18 protein-coding genes and 1 tRNA gene are annotated in these 16,200 nt (G+C 61.4%); 11 read left to right on the top strand and 8 right to left on the bottom strand.

Annotated elements, in window-relative coordinates; translation table 11 throughout:
* Positions 1-19: 19 nt before the first annotated feature.
* The 3 genes from AB4Z53_RS16645 to AB4Z53_RS16635 form a co-directional block, all read right to left on the bottom strand.
* Positions 20-520 carry a cupin domain-containing protein gene (locus AB4Z53_RS16645; protein WP_113536907.1) on the bottom strand — a complete coding sequence of 167 codons (501 nt, stop codon included), beginning with the start codon at positions 518-520 and terminating at the stop codon, positions 20-22.
* A gap of 140 nt (positions 521-660) precedes the next feature.
* Positions 661-810: a hypothetical protein gene (locus AB4Z53_RS16640; protein ID WP_441596667.1), complete on the bottom strand. Its 150-nt coding sequence runs from the start codon at positions 808-810 to the stop codon at positions 661-663.
* Entirely contained in the window at positions 807-1,379 is a 573-nt protein-coding gene (locus tag AB4Z53_RS16635; protein ID WP_441596666.1) for an HAD family hydrolase, read from the bottom strand. Before AB4Z53_RS16635 ends, AB4Z53_RS16640 begins: the two co-directional genes overlap by 4 nt.
* Before the next feature lie 248 nt (positions 1,380-1,627).
* On the opposite strand from AB4Z53_RS16635, the gene ribH reads away from it, so the two are divergent.
* The 4 genes from ribH to AB4Z53_RS16615 all read left to right on the top strand — a co-directional run bounded on the left by ribH (position 1,628) and on the right by AB4Z53_RS16615 (position 6,134).
* On the top strand, positions 1,628-2,089 hold the full coding sequence (gene ribH, locus AB4Z53_RS16630) for a 6,7-dimethyl-8-ribityllumazine synthase (protein WP_034803742.1): 462 nt from the start codon (positions 1,628-1,630) through the stop codon (positions 2,087-2,089).
* Positions 2,086-2,568 carry a transcription antitermination factor NusB gene (gene nusB, locus AB4Z53_RS16625; protein ID WP_113398386.1) on the top strand — a complete coding sequence of 161 codons (483 nt, stop codon included), beginning with the start codon at positions 2,086-2,088 and terminating at the stop codon, positions 2,566-2,568. The genes ribH and nusB overlap by 4 nt, the downstream gene beginning before the upstream one ends.
* Positions 2,569-2,572: 4 nt before the next feature.
* Positions 2,573-3,802 carry an MFS transporter gene (locus tag AB4Z53_RS16620; RefSeq protein WP_441596665.1) on the top strand — a complete coding sequence of 410 codons (1,230 nt, stop codon included), beginning with the start codon at positions 2,573-2,575 and terminating at the stop codon, positions 3,800-3,802.
* A 196-nt stretch (positions 3,803-3,998) separates the two neighbouring features.
* The gene (locus AB4Z53_RS16615; RefSeq protein ID WP_223726931.1) at positions 3,999-6,134 is read left to right on the top strand and encodes a sodium-translocating pyrophosphatase; all 2,136 of its coding nucleotides are present in this window, start codon (positions 3,999-4,001) and stop codon (positions 6,132-6,134) included.
* 69 nt (positions 6,135-6,203) lie between these two features.
* On the opposite strand, the gene AB4Z53_RS16610 is transcribed toward AB4Z53_RS16615, so the two are convergent.
* Positions 6,204-6,713 (bottom strand): outer membrane protein assembly factor BamE, encoded by a 510-nt coding sequence (locus AB4Z53_RS16610; RefSeq protein WP_275023336.1) that lies wholly within the window; start codon positions 6,711-6,713, stop codon positions 6,204-6,206.
* Positions 6,714-6,851: 138 nt separating this feature from the next.
* On the opposite strand from AB4Z53_RS16610, the gene AB4Z53_RS16605 reads away from it, so the two are divergent.
* The 6 genes from AB4Z53_RS16605 (at position 6,852) to AB4Z53_RS16580 (ending at position 11,390) form a co-directional block, all read left to right on the top strand.
* On the top strand, positions 6,852-7,391 hold the full coding sequence (locus AB4Z53_RS16605; protein ID WP_441596664.1) for a ubiquinol-cytochrome C chaperone family protein: 540 nt from the start codon (positions 6,852-6,854) through the stop codon (positions 7,389-7,391).
* A gap of 104 nt (positions 7,392-7,495) precedes the next feature.
* The gene (locus AB4Z53_RS16600) at positions 7,496-8,047 is read left to right on the top strand and encodes a YceD family protein (protein ID WP_113536911.1); all 552 of its coding nucleotides are present in this window, start codon (positions 7,496-7,498) and stop codon (positions 8,045-8,047) included.
* Between the two features lie 201 nt (positions 8,048-8,248).
* A complete protein-coding gene (gene plsX, locus AB4Z53_RS16595) occupies positions 8,249-9,307 on the top strand; it encodes a phosphate acyltransferase PlsX (protein WP_113536970.1) in 1,059 nt (352 codons plus the stop codon).
* 4 nt (positions 9,308-9,311) lie between these two features.
* Positions 9,312-10,283, top strand: a complete 972-nt coding sequence (locus AB4Z53_RS16590; RefSeq protein ID WP_441596663.1) for a beta-ketoacyl-ACP synthase III — start codon at positions 9,312-9,314, stop codon at positions 10,281-10,283.
* A gap of 92 nt (positions 10,284-10,375) precedes the next feature.
* Positions 10,376-10,714: an integration host factor subunit alpha gene (locus AB4Z53_RS16585; protein WP_113536913.1), complete on the top strand. Its 339-nt coding sequence runs from the start codon at positions 10,376-10,378 to the stop codon at positions 10,712-10,714.
* Between the two features lie 139 nt (positions 10,715-10,853).
* Entirely contained in the window at positions 10,854-11,390 is a 537-nt protein-coding gene (locus AB4Z53_RS16580; protein WP_057252555.1) for a MerR family transcriptional regulator, read from the top strand.
* Positions 11,391-11,695: 305 nt separating this feature from the next.
* Here AB4Z53_RS16580 and AB4Z53_RS16575 read toward each other — a convergent pair whose 3' ends face one another.
* Positions 11,696-11,860: a hypothetical protein gene (locus AB4Z53_RS16575; RefSeq protein ID WP_291151629.1), complete on the bottom strand. Its 165-nt coding sequence runs from the start codon at positions 11,858-11,860 to the stop codon at positions 11,696-11,698.
* A 310-nt stretch (positions 11,861-12,170) separates the two neighbouring features.
* On the opposite strand from AB4Z53_RS16575, the gene AB4Z53_RS16570 reads away from it, so the two are divergent.
* Positions 12,171-12,247 (top strand) — tRNA-Pro (locus AB4Z53_RS16570).
* 64 nt (positions 12,248-12,311) lie between these two features.
* On the opposite strand, the gene AB4Z53_RS16565 is transcribed toward AB4Z53_RS16570, so the two are convergent.
* The 3 genes from AB4Z53_RS16565 to AB4Z53_RS16555 are packed head-to-tail and all read right to left on the bottom strand — an operon-like array spanning position 12,312 to position 16,122.
* Complete coding sequence (locus AB4Z53_RS16565; RefSeq protein WP_441596662.1) at positions 12,312-13,505, bottom strand: glycosyltransferase family 4 protein; 1,194 nt, start codon at positions 13,503-13,505, stop codon at positions 12,312-12,314.
* 2 nt (positions 13,506-13,507) lie between these two features.
* Complete coding sequence (locus tag AB4Z53_RS16560) at positions 13,508-14,752, bottom strand: O-antigen ligase family protein (RefSeq protein WP_113536915.1); 1,245 nt, start codon at positions 14,750-14,752, stop codon at positions 13,508-13,510.
* Positions 14,749-16,122 (bottom strand): undecaprenyl-phosphate glucose phosphotransferase, encoded by a 1,374-nt coding sequence (locus tag AB4Z53_RS16555; RefSeq protein WP_441596744.1) that lies wholly within the window; start codon positions 16,120-16,122, stop codon positions 14,749-14,751. The genes AB4Z53_RS16560 and AB4Z53_RS16555 overlap by 4 nt, the downstream gene beginning before the upstream one ends.
* Between the last annotated feature and the right edge of the window lie 78 nt (positions 16,123-16,200).

Below are 16,200 nucleotides of genomic sequence, written 5' to 3'. Positions count from 1 at the left end.
ATCCTATGCTGCGGTGAACTCAGACGCCGGGCTCGCCGTCCCAATAGTCGACGGTGCTTTCCGCGCGGCCGATGAAACGGAAATGTCGTTCGCCGCCGGGCGTGCGCGTCTTGGCGAGAAACTTACCGGAATCGGGATATTCGCAGATCTCGGTTGCCGCGAGGGTCGAGATCGACAGGTATTTGAGTGGCACCGTGCCGGTGTTGATCAGGTGATGTGCCGTTTCGGGCCCACCCGTGGGTGCGCCCAGGATATCACCCGGGCCCACCGAATAACGCTCGCTGCCGAAACGGTACGTGCCTTCGCCTTCGAGGATAATGAAGAGCTCTTCCTCGACGTGGTGATTATGAAACGGACAGCCGGATTTGCCGGGCGGCACTTCGCCGTAGCCGATGCCGAGATCCTTGAGGCCCAGCAGCGCTCCAAAAGAGACGTCGCGCGATTCGAATAGTTCGCCCTTCGTCCAGTGGTCGAGGTCGAGCGTCTTCGGGTTGACGATCGGTTTTCGTGTTTCCGTCATGTCTTCCTCCCTGGTGCCGCCAGCGCCTCGAGAAGCATCGACGGTCCGTCTCTATCCGTGTCCTGTGATCAGCGGATCGTCAACCGACAAGCGTTGAAATCTGATAAACGTCACGTTGATTGTGTCTCGATTTTGCAATCCTATGACGATGAACGCGGCGCGTCGTTTGCTTGTCGCTGTGTCGCCTTGAGCGCTTCGCTGACGTCGTGGAGGCTGTTGGCGATGCCGATGCAGATGGCCCTGACGTCTTCCGTTGGCGGCAACAGGTCGTGAACCATCACTGTCATCATGCCGGCAGATGTCCCCAGTGCACGCCGTTATGGCTGTCCTCCAAAGCGAGGCAGAATTCCGGTGCTACGGCGAGCCGTTTTGCTGCCGTCAGGAACGGATCCGGATGTGGCTTTCCACGGGCATAGTCGCCATAGGCAACGACGGTCGGGAAGCGGTCTATCAAGGCGAGTGCCCCGAGATTGCGCTGGACGTCGTCGTGTCGCGACGATGTGGCGATCGCAAAGCGCAGTCCCATTTCTTCCAGCAGGCCGACGAGTTCGGTCACTCCCGGTTTCAAACGGAGTTCGGTGGCTACCAGCATTTCGAAATGGGCCGCTGCACGGTCCCAGAATTTGTCGGCATCGAACGCTTCGCCGAAATGCTGTCTCAGCACGGACCGCGTCGCGTCGCCCGGAAGGCCGATCATGTCGAGATAGAGCGAGACGGGCATTTCGTAACCGAAATCCGGTGCAGTTCGCATCATGGCGTCGCGGGCAAGCGTCTCCGTATCGAAGAGCAGCCCATCCATTTCGAAGACGACCGCTTGAGGGGTGCGGGGGAGGCGGATCGTCGACCGGGTCTCAAACATGCGGATGCCTCATTGAATTGCTACCTGGTACCTGAGCTTGCTGTTCTGCACTGCAAACCTCAAGCAACCATGCGATTGTGTTCCAAGCCCGAACGGCAAAGATGGCCCTTCGGGCGTGGTATTCTGGCGCCATCCAGCGCGGCAAAAGGCCGTCTGCGGCGGAATTTGCTTGCCATTCGGCGCCGGGCATGGTTTTACCGCCGCCTGCCGGTCGCATCCGGCGACGAACTCTCAAAGACAGGTGATCCATGGCAGAGACCACGGCAGCCCACATTCTGATTGTGGAAGCGCGTTTCTATGACGATATGGCCGATGCATTGCTCGATGGTGCCAAGCATGCACTGGACGCAGCCGGGGCCACCTATGATATCGTGACGGTTCCGGGTGCGCTCGAAATCCCGCCGGCTATCGCCATGGCGCTTGACGGTGCGGACGAGGGCGGCACGGAGTATGATGGCTTCGTCGCGCTCGGCATGGTGATCCGCGGCGAGACCTATCATTTCGATATCGTCGCGAATGAATCTTCGCGGGCCATCATGGATCTCGCCGTGAGCGAAAGCCTCGCCATTGGCAATGGTATCCTGACGGTCGAGAATGACGATCAGGCCTGGGCGCGTGCCCGCCGGTCGGAAGGTGACAAGGGTGGGTTTGCTGCACGCGCGGCCCTCACCATGATTGAATTGAAGAAGAAACTGGGCACGGAAAAGTGACGAAGACACCCTCGGATCAGCCGCTGAAGCAGGTCAACCAGCGCGGCGCAGCGCGCCTTGCCGCCGTGCAGGCACTCTATCAGATGGATATTGGTGGTACCGGCGTGCTCGAAGTGGTCGCCGAATACGAAGCCCATCGCCTCGGCCAGGACGTCGACGGCGACACCTATCTGAAGGCGGACGCCTCCTGGTTCCGCTCGATCGTCGCCGGCGTCGTGCGCGATCAGCGCAAGCTCGATCCGTTGATTGGTTCGGCGCTGCAGGACGATTGGGCGCTGTCGCGGCTCGATTCCACAGTCCGCGCCATCCTGCGCGCCGGCACCTTCGAGATGCTGGAGCGCAAGGACGTGCCGGTTCCGGTCATCGTCACCGAATATGTCGAGATCGCCAAGGCCTTCTTCGAGGATGACGAGCCGAAGCTCGTCAATGCCGTTCTCGACCGCATCGCCAAGCAGGTCCGTAGCGAGTTCAGGAAGTAGAACAATGGTTGCGGTTGCTGCGGATGACATGGGGGCCACCCTTCGCGAAGCGCGCCGCAATGTTTTCCATCTGACTGCCGCACAGGCCATCCTCGGCGTCGTCGGGCCGATCTGCTTCTCCATCGGCGGGGTTGCCGGCTATCAATTGCTGGCGGAAGACAAGTCGCTGGCGACCGCACCGCTCACGGCCTTTAACGTCGGCATGGCGCTCGGCGTCGTGCTGGTAGCGATGCTCTCGCGCCTGATTGGTCGCCGTTTTGCGTTCATGACCGGGACGGGGATCGCCGCCGCAGGTGCGGCGCTCGCCGCCGTCGCACTTTTCCGCGAAAGCTTCTGGCTCTTCGCCTTCGCTCTCGCGATGCTCGGCTCTTCGAACGGCTTCACGCAGAAGCTGCGCTTCGCCGCCGCCGATGCTTCCCCGTCCTTCTACAAGCCCAAGGCGATCTCTTTGATCCTGGGGGGCGGTATCGTTTCCGCTGTGCTCGGCCCGCAGATCGTGATCTTTGCCGGTGACCTGTTTGCACCGGTATCCTTTGCCGGCGCTTTCGTCGTGCTGCTGCCGATCAGCCTGCTGGCGGCCTTCTTCTTCGCGCCCCTGCGGTTGCCCGAACCGAGCGCCATGGCGAAAGGGCATCACGATCAGGCCGTGCGTCCGCTCGGCGCTATCGTGCGCAACCAGCGCTTTGCCACCGGCATGGTCTGCGGCATCTCCAGCTACGCGCTGATGACGTTCATGATGACCGGTGCACCGGTCGAGATGGTGGTGGGCTGCGGGTTTTCGACCGAGCTCGCAACGCTCGGCATCCAGTGGCACGTACTTGCGATGTTTGCTCCGAGCTTCTTCACCGGCTGGCTGATCAGCCGGTTCGGCGCCGAACGTATCGTCGGCTGCGGCCTGCTGTTGCTGATGGCCTGTGCCACGGTTGCGCATATGGGCATCGAGCTCTGGAACTTCTGGGGCGCCCTGGTGCTGCTTGGCCTCGGCTGGAACTTCGGCTTCATCGGCTCGACGGCGATTGTTGCGAGCAGCTATCGCCCGCAGGAAGCCGACAAGGTCCAGGCCTTCCATGACATCATCCTGTTCACGACCGTGGCGCTGTCGTCCTTTGCCTCGGGCAAGGTGCTTTCGGTCTATGGGTGGGACATGCTGAACGCGGTCGTCTGGCCGGTCACCATCGTCTGCCTCGTGCTTCTGCTGCTATTGAAGCGTGCGCCGCGGAACGCCGCCGTCTAAGTCCTTTCCTCCTGACATTCAAAGTCGTCGGAGCGCCTTATCACTGGCGTTTTCCGGGGCTTGACGATCTCCCGTTGCAACCGCACTCTGGCCGCGCCGTGGGGGGCGCTGCTTGAGGAGGTGGCGCGTGATTCGCGGTTTTGAGGGGCCCGTGGCCGGGAGTGAGTCTGCGGGTTGTAACGGAGGGTAATGCGAAATGACCATTTTATTGGGCGTTATCGCATGCGGGTTGCTCGCGGTGGCTTATGCCATCTGGGCAACACAGTCGGTGCTGGCCGCCGACCAGGGGAACGCCCGCATGCAAGAAATCGCAGGCTACATTCGTGAAGGGGCGCAGGCCTATCTCACGCGTCAATACAAGACCATTGCCATCGTCGGCGTCGTCGTTTTCATCGCCGCTTGGGTACTTCTTTCTCCCGCTGCCGCTTTCGGCTTTCTGGTCGGTGCGATCCTTTCGGGTGCTGCGGGCTTCATCGGCATGCATGTTTCTGTTCGGGCGAACGTCCGCACCGCCCAGGCGGCTTCCGTCAGTCTTGCCTCCGGCCTCGACATTGCATTCAAATCCGGGGCGATTACCGGCCTTCTCGTAGCGGGCCTGGCGCTTCTCGGCGTCTCCGTCTACTACGTCGTGCTCACCGCCGGCCTCGGGCATGAGCCCGCGTCGCGCGAAGTCATCGATGCGCTGGTCGCGCTCGGTTTCGGCGCTTCGCTGATTTCGATCTTTGCTCGTCTCGGCGGAGGTATCTTCACCAAGGGCGCAGACGTCGGCGGCGACCTCGTCGGCAAGGTGGAAGCCGGGATTCCGGAGGATGATCCGCGCAACCCGGCGACGATCGCCGACAACGTCGGCGACAATGTCGGCGATTGCGCCGGCATGGCCGCTGACCTGTTTGAAACCTATGCCGTATCCGTCGTCGCGACCATGGTATTGGCGGCGATCTTCTTCGGTGGCACGCCGATCCTGGCGACTGTGATGGTCTACCCGCTGGCGATCTGCGCAGCCTGCATCGTTACTTCGATCGTTGGCACCTTCTTCGTGAAGCTCGGCACCAACAACTCGATCATGGGTGCCCTCTACCGGGGCCTGATCGTGACCGGCGTCCTGTCGATCCTCGGTCTCGGCGCCGCTACGTCGTTCACCATCGGATGGGGCACGATCGGCACCGTCGCAGGCAAGGACATTACCGGCTGGAACCTGTTCCTTTGCGGCATCCTCGGCTTGGTCGTCACGGCTCTGATCGTGGTGATCACCGAGTACTATACCGGCACCAACAAGCGGCCGGTGAACTCAATCGCCCAGGCTTCGGTCACCGGTCACGGCACCAACGTGATCCAGGGGCTCGCGGTTTCGCTGGAATCGACGGCCCTGCCGGCGATCGTCATCGTCGGCGGCATCATCTCCACCTACCAGCTCGCCGGCCTCTTCGGCACGGGCATTGCCGTCACCGCCATGCTCGGCCTTGCCGGCATGATCGTGGCGCTCGATGCGTTCGGACCGGTAACCGACAACGCCGGCGGCATCGCGGAAATGTCGCACCTGCCGCCGGAAGTGCGCAAGTCGACGGACGCGCTCGACGCCGTCGGCAACACCACCAAGGCCGTCACCAAGGGTTACGCGATCGGTTCGGCCGGTCTCGGCGCGCTGGTGCTCTTCGCGGCCTACTCGAACGACCTCAGCTACTTCGCCGCCAATGGCGACAAGTATCCGTACTTCGCCGATGTCGGGCAGATCTCCTTCGATCTCTCCAACCCCTACGTCGTGGCCGGATTGATCTTCGGCGGCCTCATCCCCTACCTCTTTGGAGGTATCGCGATGACGGCGGTCGGCCGTGCGGCCGGGTCCATCGTCGAGGAAGTTCGTCGCCAGTTCCGCGAAAAGCCCGGCATCATGCAAGGCACTGAGCGGCCGGACTATGGCCGTGCCGTCGACCTGCTGACGAAGGCGGCGATCCGCGAAATGGTCGTTCCCTCGCTGCTGCCGGTGCTTGCACCTGTCGTCGTCTACTTCGGCGTGCTCCTGCTGTCGGGTTCCAAGGCCTCGGCCTTCGCAGCACTCGGCGCATCGCTTCTCGGCGTCATCGTCAACGGCCTCTTCGTGGCGATCTCGATGACGTCGGGCGGCGGCGCGTGGGACAATGCCAAGAAGAGCTTCGAGGATGGCTTCGTCGACAAGAATGGCGAACGTCATCTCAAGGGCTCGGATGCGCATAAGGCGTCCGTCACCGGCGACACGGTGGGCGATCCCTACAAGGATACGGCCGGTCCGGCGGTGAACCCGGCAATCAAGATCACCAACATCGTGGCGCTGCTGCTTCTGGCCATCCTCGCCTGATCGCATCGCTGAAACGAAAAAGGCCCGCGGAAGCGACTTCCGCGGGCCTTTTGCTTTGGGATGGATGAACTACTTGCTGCCGAAGTCCTTGAACAGGCTCTTTGCGGCAGCCTGTCCGGCACCGGGTCCGCTCAGCAGCTGGCCGAGGAAGCTTGTTTCCTTGCCGCCGGTCGGCGTCGTGCGCGACAGCATGTCGAACACCTTGCCATCCTTCAGCGTATAGTGTGCGAGCTGGCTGACGGTGCCTTCCTTGTCGAAGTAAACAGCAAGGATCGACTGGTCGACGAGCTGAGGCTTCATGAAGGCGACAGGGCGCTTGCGGGTCTGCGAAATGTAGTAGAACACTTCGTTGTCGAAGGTCGCGGTCGTCGACGGTGTGCCGAGCGACAGCAATACCTGCTCGCGGCTGGAGCCGACCGGGACAAGGTTGAGCGTTTCCTGGTCAACCACGTAACCCTGATGAAGGACTTCGCCGACATTGGCGGACTGGCAGGCTGAAAGGGTGAGACCGGCGATGGTAGCTACGACCGCCACGCGGCCGAGGGTTTTAAAGTTTTTTCTCAAATACCGCTTCGTCAACGACAGCTCCCCTTGGAGAAACGATGGCAGATCCGCCATTGCAATTCGTGCCTGCTTCGGTAAACCAGCTTCGGCTGTCATGCAACAACGGGATGGGCGCTTGCGCGCATTTCGAGAAAGCCAAGCCCGAGCTTTGTGATGATTTTTGGACTGTTCAAAAGAAAAAGCGGCAACACCGTGATTGTCGAGCGTCAGTATGCACTGCTGACGTCGGCCGCGCGCCAACCTTACCTCTACACCGACCTCGATGTGCCGGACACGGTCATGGGGCGGTTCGAGATGCTGTCGGCGATGCTGATCCTCTACTTCCGCCGCACCCGTGCTTCGGCCAGGCCCGGCCAGGAAATCGCCCAGGAGATCATCGACGCTTTCTTCGAGGACGTCGATCACTCGATCCGCGAACTCGGCGTGGGCGATGCCGGCGTTCCGAAGAAGATGAAGAAACTGGCCGGCATGTACTACGGTCGCCTCGAATCCTATGCGGCAGCGCTGGAGGCGAAGGACACGGCGGGCCTGGCAGCGGCACTCAAGCGCAACGTCCATCCGGAGGGCGGCGATGCAGCGCCCTCGATGGAGGCGCTCGCCGCCTATCTGCTGAGCGTCGATGCGCAGCTCGCCGACATTGCCGAAGAGGTTGTCGAGGCCGGTCAGTTGCAGATTCCGTCCGCTGGCGTTTAATTGAGCGATTACAAGAGATAGCAGCGTCGCGAGCCGGAAACTCGGGCGGCAGCTGCATTCGCGACTGGGCGGCATCATTCGCCCTGGCGAGGAAGGATCCGATCATGAAAGACGATAGCCAACCGGCCTTCTCCTATCCGGTGAAGGTGGGGCATATCTCGGCGAACGCTGTCAGCGTGCATCTTTCCGCGAACGAGCGGGAAAGGGCGGCACTGGCAAAGCTCTGGGGCGTCAGCGATGTGCTCTCGCTCAGCGCAGAACTGCAGATTGCGCGCTGGAAGAAGGACGGCATCAAGATCAAGGGTGAGGTCACGGCCCGCATTGTGCAAAGCTGTGTGGTGACGCTCGAGCCTGTCGAGGCCGATATCCATGAGCCTGTCGAAGCGATTCTGGTGCCCGAAGGGTCGCGGCTTGCTCGCCAGGCGAGCAATGACGGCGGCGAGATGATTCTCGATCCGGATGGACCGGACATTCCCGACACCTTCACGGGTGACACGGTCGATGCCGGCGTCGTCGTCAGCGAGCAGGTGGCGCTCGCCATCGACCCTTACCCGCGCAAGCCAGGCGCGAGTTTCGGGGCGCGCATCGAGAGTACGGCAGCTGACGACAAGAAGCCGAACCCGTTTGCCGTTCTGAAGGACTGGAAAAAGGACTGAGGCTGCGAAAGCCTCCTCTACAATTCGGTTGTCACGCAAAGGAAAAGCAGTATTTTGGCCCCAAACCGGCCGAAAGAGCCGTGAAGCGATCTGCCGCGTGCTTGGCTCAAGCGTCAGAAGCAATATGTTTCGTCATCGCGTCCGAGAAGAGTGCGCCACGACGGCACGTGTTGTGTGGCAGAAATGAAGGATAAGACACGCGTGGTCAGAATTTCACTTGACGTGATGGGTGGCGACTATGGTCCCGAAGTCGTCATCCCGGGCGCCGCAAGAGCGCTCGAACGTCATCCGGACATCAAGTTCGTGTTGTTCGGAATCGAAGCGCAATGCGCGGACCTCCTGGAGAAGTATCCGAAGCTCAAGGCCAACAGCACTTTTTTTGATTGCGAAATTGCGGTCGCGATGGATGAGAAGCCGAGCCAGGCGCTTCGCCGCGGCCGCGGTAAATCGAGCATGTGGAAGGCGATCGACGCGATCAATGCCGGCGAGGCAGATGTCGTCGTTTCGGCCGGAAACACCGGCGCGCTCATGGCCATGTCGGTCTTCTGTCTGCGCACGATGCAGGGAATCCAGCGTCCGGCGATTGCTGCCATCTGGCCTACGCTGAAGGGCGAGAGCATCGTGCTCGACGTCGGGGCGACGATCGGTGCGGATGCCCAGCAACTGATGGACTTCGCGCTGATGGGCGGCGCCATGGCGCGCGCACTCTTTGAGATCGAACGGCCGACGGTCGGTCTTCTCAATGTCGGGGTCGAGGAAATCAAGGGACAGGAAGAGGTCAAGGAAGCCGGCCGCCTGATCCGTGAGGCCAACATTGATGGCTTCGACTACTACGGCTTCGTCGAGGGCAATGACATCGGCCGCGGAACGGTTGACGTCGTCGTGACCGAAGGCTTTTCCGGCAATATCGCGCTGAAGGCTGCCGAAGGTACCGCGCGCCAGATTGCCGAATATCTCCGCGCCGCAATGTCGCGCACCCTGCTTGCCAAGATCGGCTACATCCTGGCGAAAGGTGCATTCGACCGGTTGCGTGAGAAGATGGACCCCCGGAAGGTCAATGGCGGTGTATTCCTCGGCCTCAATGGCGTCGTGATCAAGAGCCATGGTGGTGCCGACGCTGAGGGTTTCGCAGCCGCAATCGATGTCGGCTACGACATGGTGAAGAATGGCCTGAAGTCGAAGATCGAGCTCGATCTGGCAAAGTACCATGGCGCCGAACCGCCACAGGCTCTTTCCGCCGGCATGAATGATGAGGTTTGAATAAATGATCCGTTCCGTCGTTCGCGGCTTCGGCGCAGCTTTGCCGAAGCGCGTTGTCACCAATCAGGAGCTGGAATCCAAGGTTGATACGTCCGATGAGTGGATCGTGCAGCGCACTGGTATCCGGCAGCGCTACATCGCCGGCGAGGGTGAAACGACCGCGTCACTCGGTGAAGGGGCTGCCCGTGCGGCGCTCGCCAATGCCGGGCTTACGCCCGACGATATCGATCTAATCATCCTGGCGACCTCGACGCCGGACAACACGTTCCCGGCCACCGCCGTCAACATCCAGGACCGCCTCGGCATGCGCCATGGCGCTGCCTTCGATATGCAGGCAGTCTGTTCCGGTTTCGTCTATGCGGTGACGACCGCCGACGCTTACATCCGCGGCGGGCTTACCAAGCGCGTGCTGGTGATTGGCGCGGAAACATTCTCCCGCATTCTCGACTGGACCGACCGGACGACTTGCGTGCTCTTCGGCGATGGCGCCGGCGCCATCATTCTGGAGGCCCAGGAGGGCGAGGGCACGAATGCCGACCGTGGGGTGCTGACAGCCAAGCTTCGCTCCGATGGTGCCCATCGCGACAAGCTCTATGTCGATGGCGGCCCGTCGACGACGGGCACAGTCGGCCATCTCAAGATGGAAGGCCGCGAAGTATTCAAGCATGCAGTCGGCATGATTACCGACGTGATCGAGGCGGCGTTCGAGGCGACTGGAACGACCGCAGAAGATCTGGACTGGCTGGTGCCGCACCAGGCCAACCGGCGCATTATCGACGGCTCCGCCAAGAAGCTCGGCATCCCTCTCGACAAGGTTGTGGTGACGGTCGACCTGCATGGCAACACCTCGGCTGCCTCCATTCCGCTGGCGTTGAACGCGGCGGCTGGCGACGGCCGAATCAAGAAGGGTGACCTTGTGCTGCTCGAGGCCATGGGCGGTGGCTTCACCTGGGGCTCCGTGCTCCTCCGCTGGTAAAGAAATTGCTTAAGCAACAGACGCTTGACCGCAAAAGGTAAGGGCAATAGTCTTCGGTCGCTGATCGGCGTACCAGACGTTGGTGGGGGAAGATGAGCGGAAAAACAGTAACACGGGCGGACTTGGCTGAGTCGGTATTTCGCAAGGTGGGTCTGTCACGGACAGAGTCTGCCGAGTTGGTGGAAACCGTCATTGACGAAATATGCAACGCAATCGTGCGTGGCGAGAGTGTGAAGCTGTCTTCTTTCGCGACCTTCCAGGTCCGCGACAAGAATGAGCGCATCGGGCGAAACCCGAAGACCGGCGAGGAAGTGCCGATCTCGCCCCGTCGCGTGATGACCTTCAAGGCGTCCAACGTGCTCAAGCAGCGCGTGCTGAAGGCCCATCTCAGCCGCAGAGCCAAGCAGAAGCCGGTATCGCCCGTGGCGTGACGTCATGGCGTCGGCCACAAATGTGGTTGAAAACCCATCCATAAGCCGTTGAAATGGGTCCGATTCGTGCCATCATCGGTATGATATCGGTTCATTGCTGCTCGCGAGCATGAGTCGCGTGACATGGATTGGGAACCACATGGAAAAGAGCCCGGACGCATTCCGCACCATCAGCGAGGTCGCTGACGATCTCGATCTGCCGCAGCACGTTCTGCGCTTCTGGGAAACCCGTTTCCAGCAGATCAAGCCGATGAAGCGCGGCGGCGGTCGGCGCTACTACCGGCCCGAAGACGTCGATCTCCTCAAGGGCATCCGGCATCTGCTCTACGATCACGGCTATACCATCAAGGGCGTGCAGAAGCTGCTGAAGACCAACGGCAACAAGTTTGTCGCCGCCATCGCCAGCGGCGATCTCGCGACCGTCGAGGCGCTTGCTGCATCCAGCAACGAGGAGCCGGCACCGCCCAAGGCCGGTGTTTCGGAAGAAGATCAGATTGTCGGCCGCGCCAAGGCACCGGCGAGCCGCCGCTTCTTTTCATTCGGTGGCGGTAGCGACGACGTACCGGAAATCTCCCTCGGGAAATCGTCGTCCGTGGGCAAGGAGGACCGGGCCTTGCTTCAGGAGGCGCTCTACGATCTCCTGGAATGCAAGCGCCTGCTCGACCAGGTTCGCTGAGACTGACCGCGATCGCCTATGGGGCGCGTGCTAGGTTGGCAACGCGATGCTTTCATGACCTTAAAAAATTCAACGGCGACGCAGGCATGGCGCTTGCGCGAATGTGCGGGGTTGTTGCCAGCCGATCCCCGCCGTAGCTGACGGCAAACATTCGATCGATCGTCGGTTTGGGAGATTGGCAGGCGGCCCGCATCCAAATGCTTCGGGTCCGGGAGAAGGGGCAACCCACTCATGCATTGACGTGAGCGGCTGAGGGACACCTCACAAGGCTCGCGTTCTGTCGCTCACACCACAGGTGCCGCGTCTTAGTAGGACATACGGAAGCCACCGGGGCTTGATGCGGAAACATCAGGCTCCGGATAGGGGCCGGTCCACTGCGCGTAGGTTGTGTTGGTCGAACCGGAAGTCGCGCATCCGGACAGGGTCAGGACGACGAGTGCGGTTGCGGCCAGCAGTGATTTAAGAGGCATGGTCTACTCCTGAAAATGGAGGCTCCAGGCCTCAAGGGCCAGTACTAAACTGTCCCTCAAATCGGTTGTGATGGCAAGCTCACGTTGCGTTAGGCACGGCGTTTCGAGCGGTGCAATTTAAGACTTGGTGAAGGTTCCCTTGCGATGCGCGACCGCCGCTCTCAGGGAGATGACTTTGAAAAGCGGACCGATTTCCTCATCGTTCCATGGCAGGCCCGCAGCTTTTCCACGCCGGATATTTCTTTTTCACGCCGAGTTCGAAATTCCCGCTTGCGCTCTAAGCGTTGGTTATATAGGGGTTTCCTCGGTTCGGAGCGTAGCGCAGCCCGGTAGCGCACTTGACTGGGGGTCAAGGGGTCGTGGGTTCGAATCCCGCCGCTCCGACCATTCTTCTCAATCCTCAATCCCCCAGAGAGCGATTGATCTGTTTCCCATCCCTATCTTACTTGCGCTACTCAGCCGGCTGAAGGATCGCTGATACCCGGCGTTTGGTGGCCACCTGCTCGTAGAGCGTCTCGGTTTGATCGAGCATCACATCGAGGGTGAAGCGGTGCTTCCGGCTGCGCGCAAAGGCAGCCAGCTCCTCGAATGTTTCCGGTGCTGCGGCTTTGGCCATCGTCTTCGCGAGCAGGGACGTGTCGTCGCTGTTCGGCAGGATGAAGCCGTTCTCGCCATCTTCGATGACCGTGCGCGCGCCGCCGATATCGGTGGCGATGATCGGTTTGCCCGCGGCCGCCCCTTCCAGCATGACGTAGGACATGGCCTCGTAGCGGCTCGGCATGACCAGAAGGTCGAAAGCGGGTGCGGCCTGTGGTCCCGTAAAGGCCGAGGTCAGGTGCATGCGGTTCTGCAATCCGCTTTCGGCGATCGCCTTGCGCAGGGTCGCTTCCAGTGCTCCGGCGCCGACCATGACCAGATGGCTGTTCTTCACCGATGCAGCGATGCTCTGGAAGGCCGCGATCAGACGCTCCGGTGCCTTCTGTGCCGAGAGCCGGCCGATGAAGCCGAAGACGAAGGCATCCGGCGCGATCCCGAAGCTGGCGCGAATCGTTTGCGCCATTTCGTTTGAGGGCGGAGCGACGCCATTGACGACCACTGACATCCGGTCCCCGGGCATATGCAATGACAGGGCGTGGCGATGCTCGTCCTCGGAAACGCAGATGAGATGGTCCGTGAAGAAACGGGCAAGGGCCCACTCGATCATGCCGTAGATCAACCGGCCACCACGGCCAAGTCTCGGGTCGAGCGTGCGAAAGGCGTGTGGGGTATAAAGGCGTGGGATGTGCGGGCCGGGAAGCCGAATCCGGGTCAGTGCACCTGCCTTGGAACTGTGGCCGTGGATGATGTCGAAGTCGTTGTTGCGGATGATGCGTCGCAGTTCCAGCAAGGAGGCGAGATCCCACGGGCCCGGAGCCCGTTTCATGTTGACGGCGTGGACGGCCGGCAGGCCGATCGCCTTCAATTCGCGCATGAAGCCCTCCTCGGCGCGCACCGGCGAATAGACCGCCTCCACATGGTGGCCGCGCTCATGCATGCCGCGGCAGAGGTCGACGAAATGTCGGCCCGAGCCGCCGCCGCTCGGTTCCAGGACCTCAAGCAGGCGTAGGGGGAGGGCCGGTCGCCGGCCCGGAACAAAGTGTTCCATGATCAGGAGCTCCAGCCGGCGCGCGCTTGCCGGCGATGGCGATATTCGAGGGCGGCACATCCCCAGATGATGCCGACGAGCAGATAGAAGTGACGCCAGTGGTCGGTGTCGATGACATTGCCGACGCCGACATGGCCGAGAACGGCGACCCAGGCAATCATCAGGTAGGTCTGCCAGGGGCGGTTGAGCAGCAGGAAACGGAAGCCGAGCGACAGCGTCCAGATGATCAGCGTCACGTAGCTGACGAAGCCGAGCCAACCGTAGGACGTCAGCGACTTGAGCCAGACATTGTGTTCGTCTTCCGGGAAGATCGTGCTGAAGACCATGGGGCCGATGCCGAGGGGTTTTTCCATGGACATCAGGAAGCCAAGCCTGTGGCGGTCGAAGCGTCCGAGATGACCGCCATCGTAATCCTGCACGAGCTGCGACCGGCTGGAAAACAGCGTTGCGACTTGTTCGGATTGCAGGGCGACGAGAAGGGCGCCGACAACCAGCAGCCCGCCGACGAGTGCCAGTACCAGGATCCTGAGGCGGAAGAGGCCGCTACGCTCCTTGAGCAGCATGACAAAGACGAAGGCCACGACACAGAAGAGATTGAGCGCCCAGGCCGCGCGCGAAAACGAGAGGAAGACACCGAGCGCGAGGATCATCAGCGCTGCGATCTTCAGCGGTGCCTTCTGGATCGGCTGCGTCAGGATGCCATGGATCAGATACATGGCCGGAACCGACAGAAACGGTCCGAATACGTTGGGATCCTGGAACGCGCCCTTGGCGCGACCGTAGAGCGTGAAATTCTCCGCCCCTGGAACGGCGCCGAAGTAGCCGAGGATGCCGAGCAGGGCGGTAATGATGGCAGCGGCCAGCCAGGCATTGAAGATCAGACGCAGCCGCTCGTGGCGGTCCTCGATGATCGCTGCGAAGAACACGGACGAAAGCGCAAGAAAGCCGGAAACGGCCATGTACATCGGGCCTTTGGTCAGATCGACCATGACCGTCAGCGACAGGATGCCGCCCACCATGAACAGCGTCAGAAGCGTGAGCAGGGGGGCGACGCTACGGGAAATCTTGAGACCGAAGAGCGCCCACAGCCCGATGAGCGCAACCAGGAACAGCTCATAGGGCGCCGGCTCGAAGATGACGAAGCCCGAAAGGAACACGGCGAACGCCACCATGCCCGAGCCGAACAGCGAGAGAGCTGCAAGCTGGGGGCGCGCGATTGGAAACCGGCCTGTCTCGATGGCGCTCAATAGGCGTTCTCGGTGTTGAGGAGCCGAAACGGCGTCAGGAACAGGATCTTGAGGTCGAAGAGCAGCGACCAGTTTTCGATGTAGTGGAGGTCGAAGGCCGTGCGCAGGCGGATCTTTTCGTCATTGTCGATTTCGCCCCGCCAGCCATTGATCTGCGCCCAGCCGGTAACGCCCGGCTTGACGCGATGGCGTGCGAAGTAGCCTTCGACGACGTCGGAATAGGTCCGGTTCTGGGTCTGCGCCAATACGGCGTGCGGACGCGGGCCGACGAGCGAGAGTTCGCCTTTCAGCACGTTGAAGATCTGCGGCAGTTCGTCGATTGACGACTTGCGGATGAAACGCCCGACCGGTGTGACGCGCGGATCGCCCTTGGTTACGGCGTTGCGCGCCGAGGGGTCGCTCATATGCGTGTACATCGAGCGGAACTTGTAGACCTCGATCGTCTCGTTGTTGAAGCCGTGCCGCTTCTGCTTGAAAATGATCGGTCCGGGAGAGGTGGCTTTGACCGCAATGGCGGCGCCGAGCATGATGGGCCAGAGCAGCACGAGAGCGACAAGGCTAAAGAAGATGTCGAAGCCGCGCTTGGCGACGGAATCCCAGTCGGCGATCGGCTTGTCGAAGATGTCGAGCATGGGAACATCGCCGACATGGGAATAGCTGCGCGGACGGAAGCGCAGATTGTTGGCGTGTGCGGCGAGCCGGATGTCGACCGGCAGGATCCAGAGCTTCTTCAGAAGCTCGAGAATGCGTTTTTCCGCTGTCAGAGGCAGCGAGATGATCAGCATGTCGATCCGCGCCAGGCGGGCAAACTCGACGAGCTCATTGACCGTTCCGAGTTTCGGATAGCCGGCGATCACGTTGGGTGAGCGCCGCTCGTCGCGGTCGTCGAAGATGCCACAGATACGGATGTCGTTGTCGGGTTGATCCTCAAGTGTGCGGATCAGGTCCTTGGCCGGCTGGCCGCCGCCGACGACGACGGCGCGGCGTTCCATCGTGCCGTTACGCGCCCAGTGGCGAATGGAATAGGCGATGAAGGCGCGTTCGGCGACGAGGAAGAGTGCGCCGCCGACAAACCAGCCGCCGAACCATACGCGGGAATACTGGTGGCCGGATTTCAGGAAGAACAGGGCAATGGCGATCCCACCGAAGGCAATCGCCCAGGCTGCGAGAATACGCGGCATCACGCGCAGCCAGGCGCGTAGCGCCGGAATCTGATAGGTATCTGCGATCTGCATAGCGGCGACCGCCAGGGCCGAACCGCCCATCAGGATCGCCATATAGAGTGGCAATTGCTCGAAGCCCGGTTGAACGTAGAGCGCGTTGATGGCGTAGCCGATGGCAAAGAGCGCGCAGAATTCGAACAGCCGCATCAGGCCCATGATCATGGCCGGCGAATAGGTGTCAGCCCGGAACTGCTCGGCAATTTGCCGCGCCAGCGGATTAAGTTC

The organism is Ensifer sp. 2TAB8 (assembly GCF_052115125.1).
Taxonomy (GTDB): Bacteria; Pseudomonadota; Alphaproteobacteria; order Rhizobiales; family Rhizobiaceae; genus Ensifer.
The sequence above is the reverse complement of the archived record's forward strand: the minus strand, read 5'-3'. Positions and strand labels throughout refer to the sequence as shown.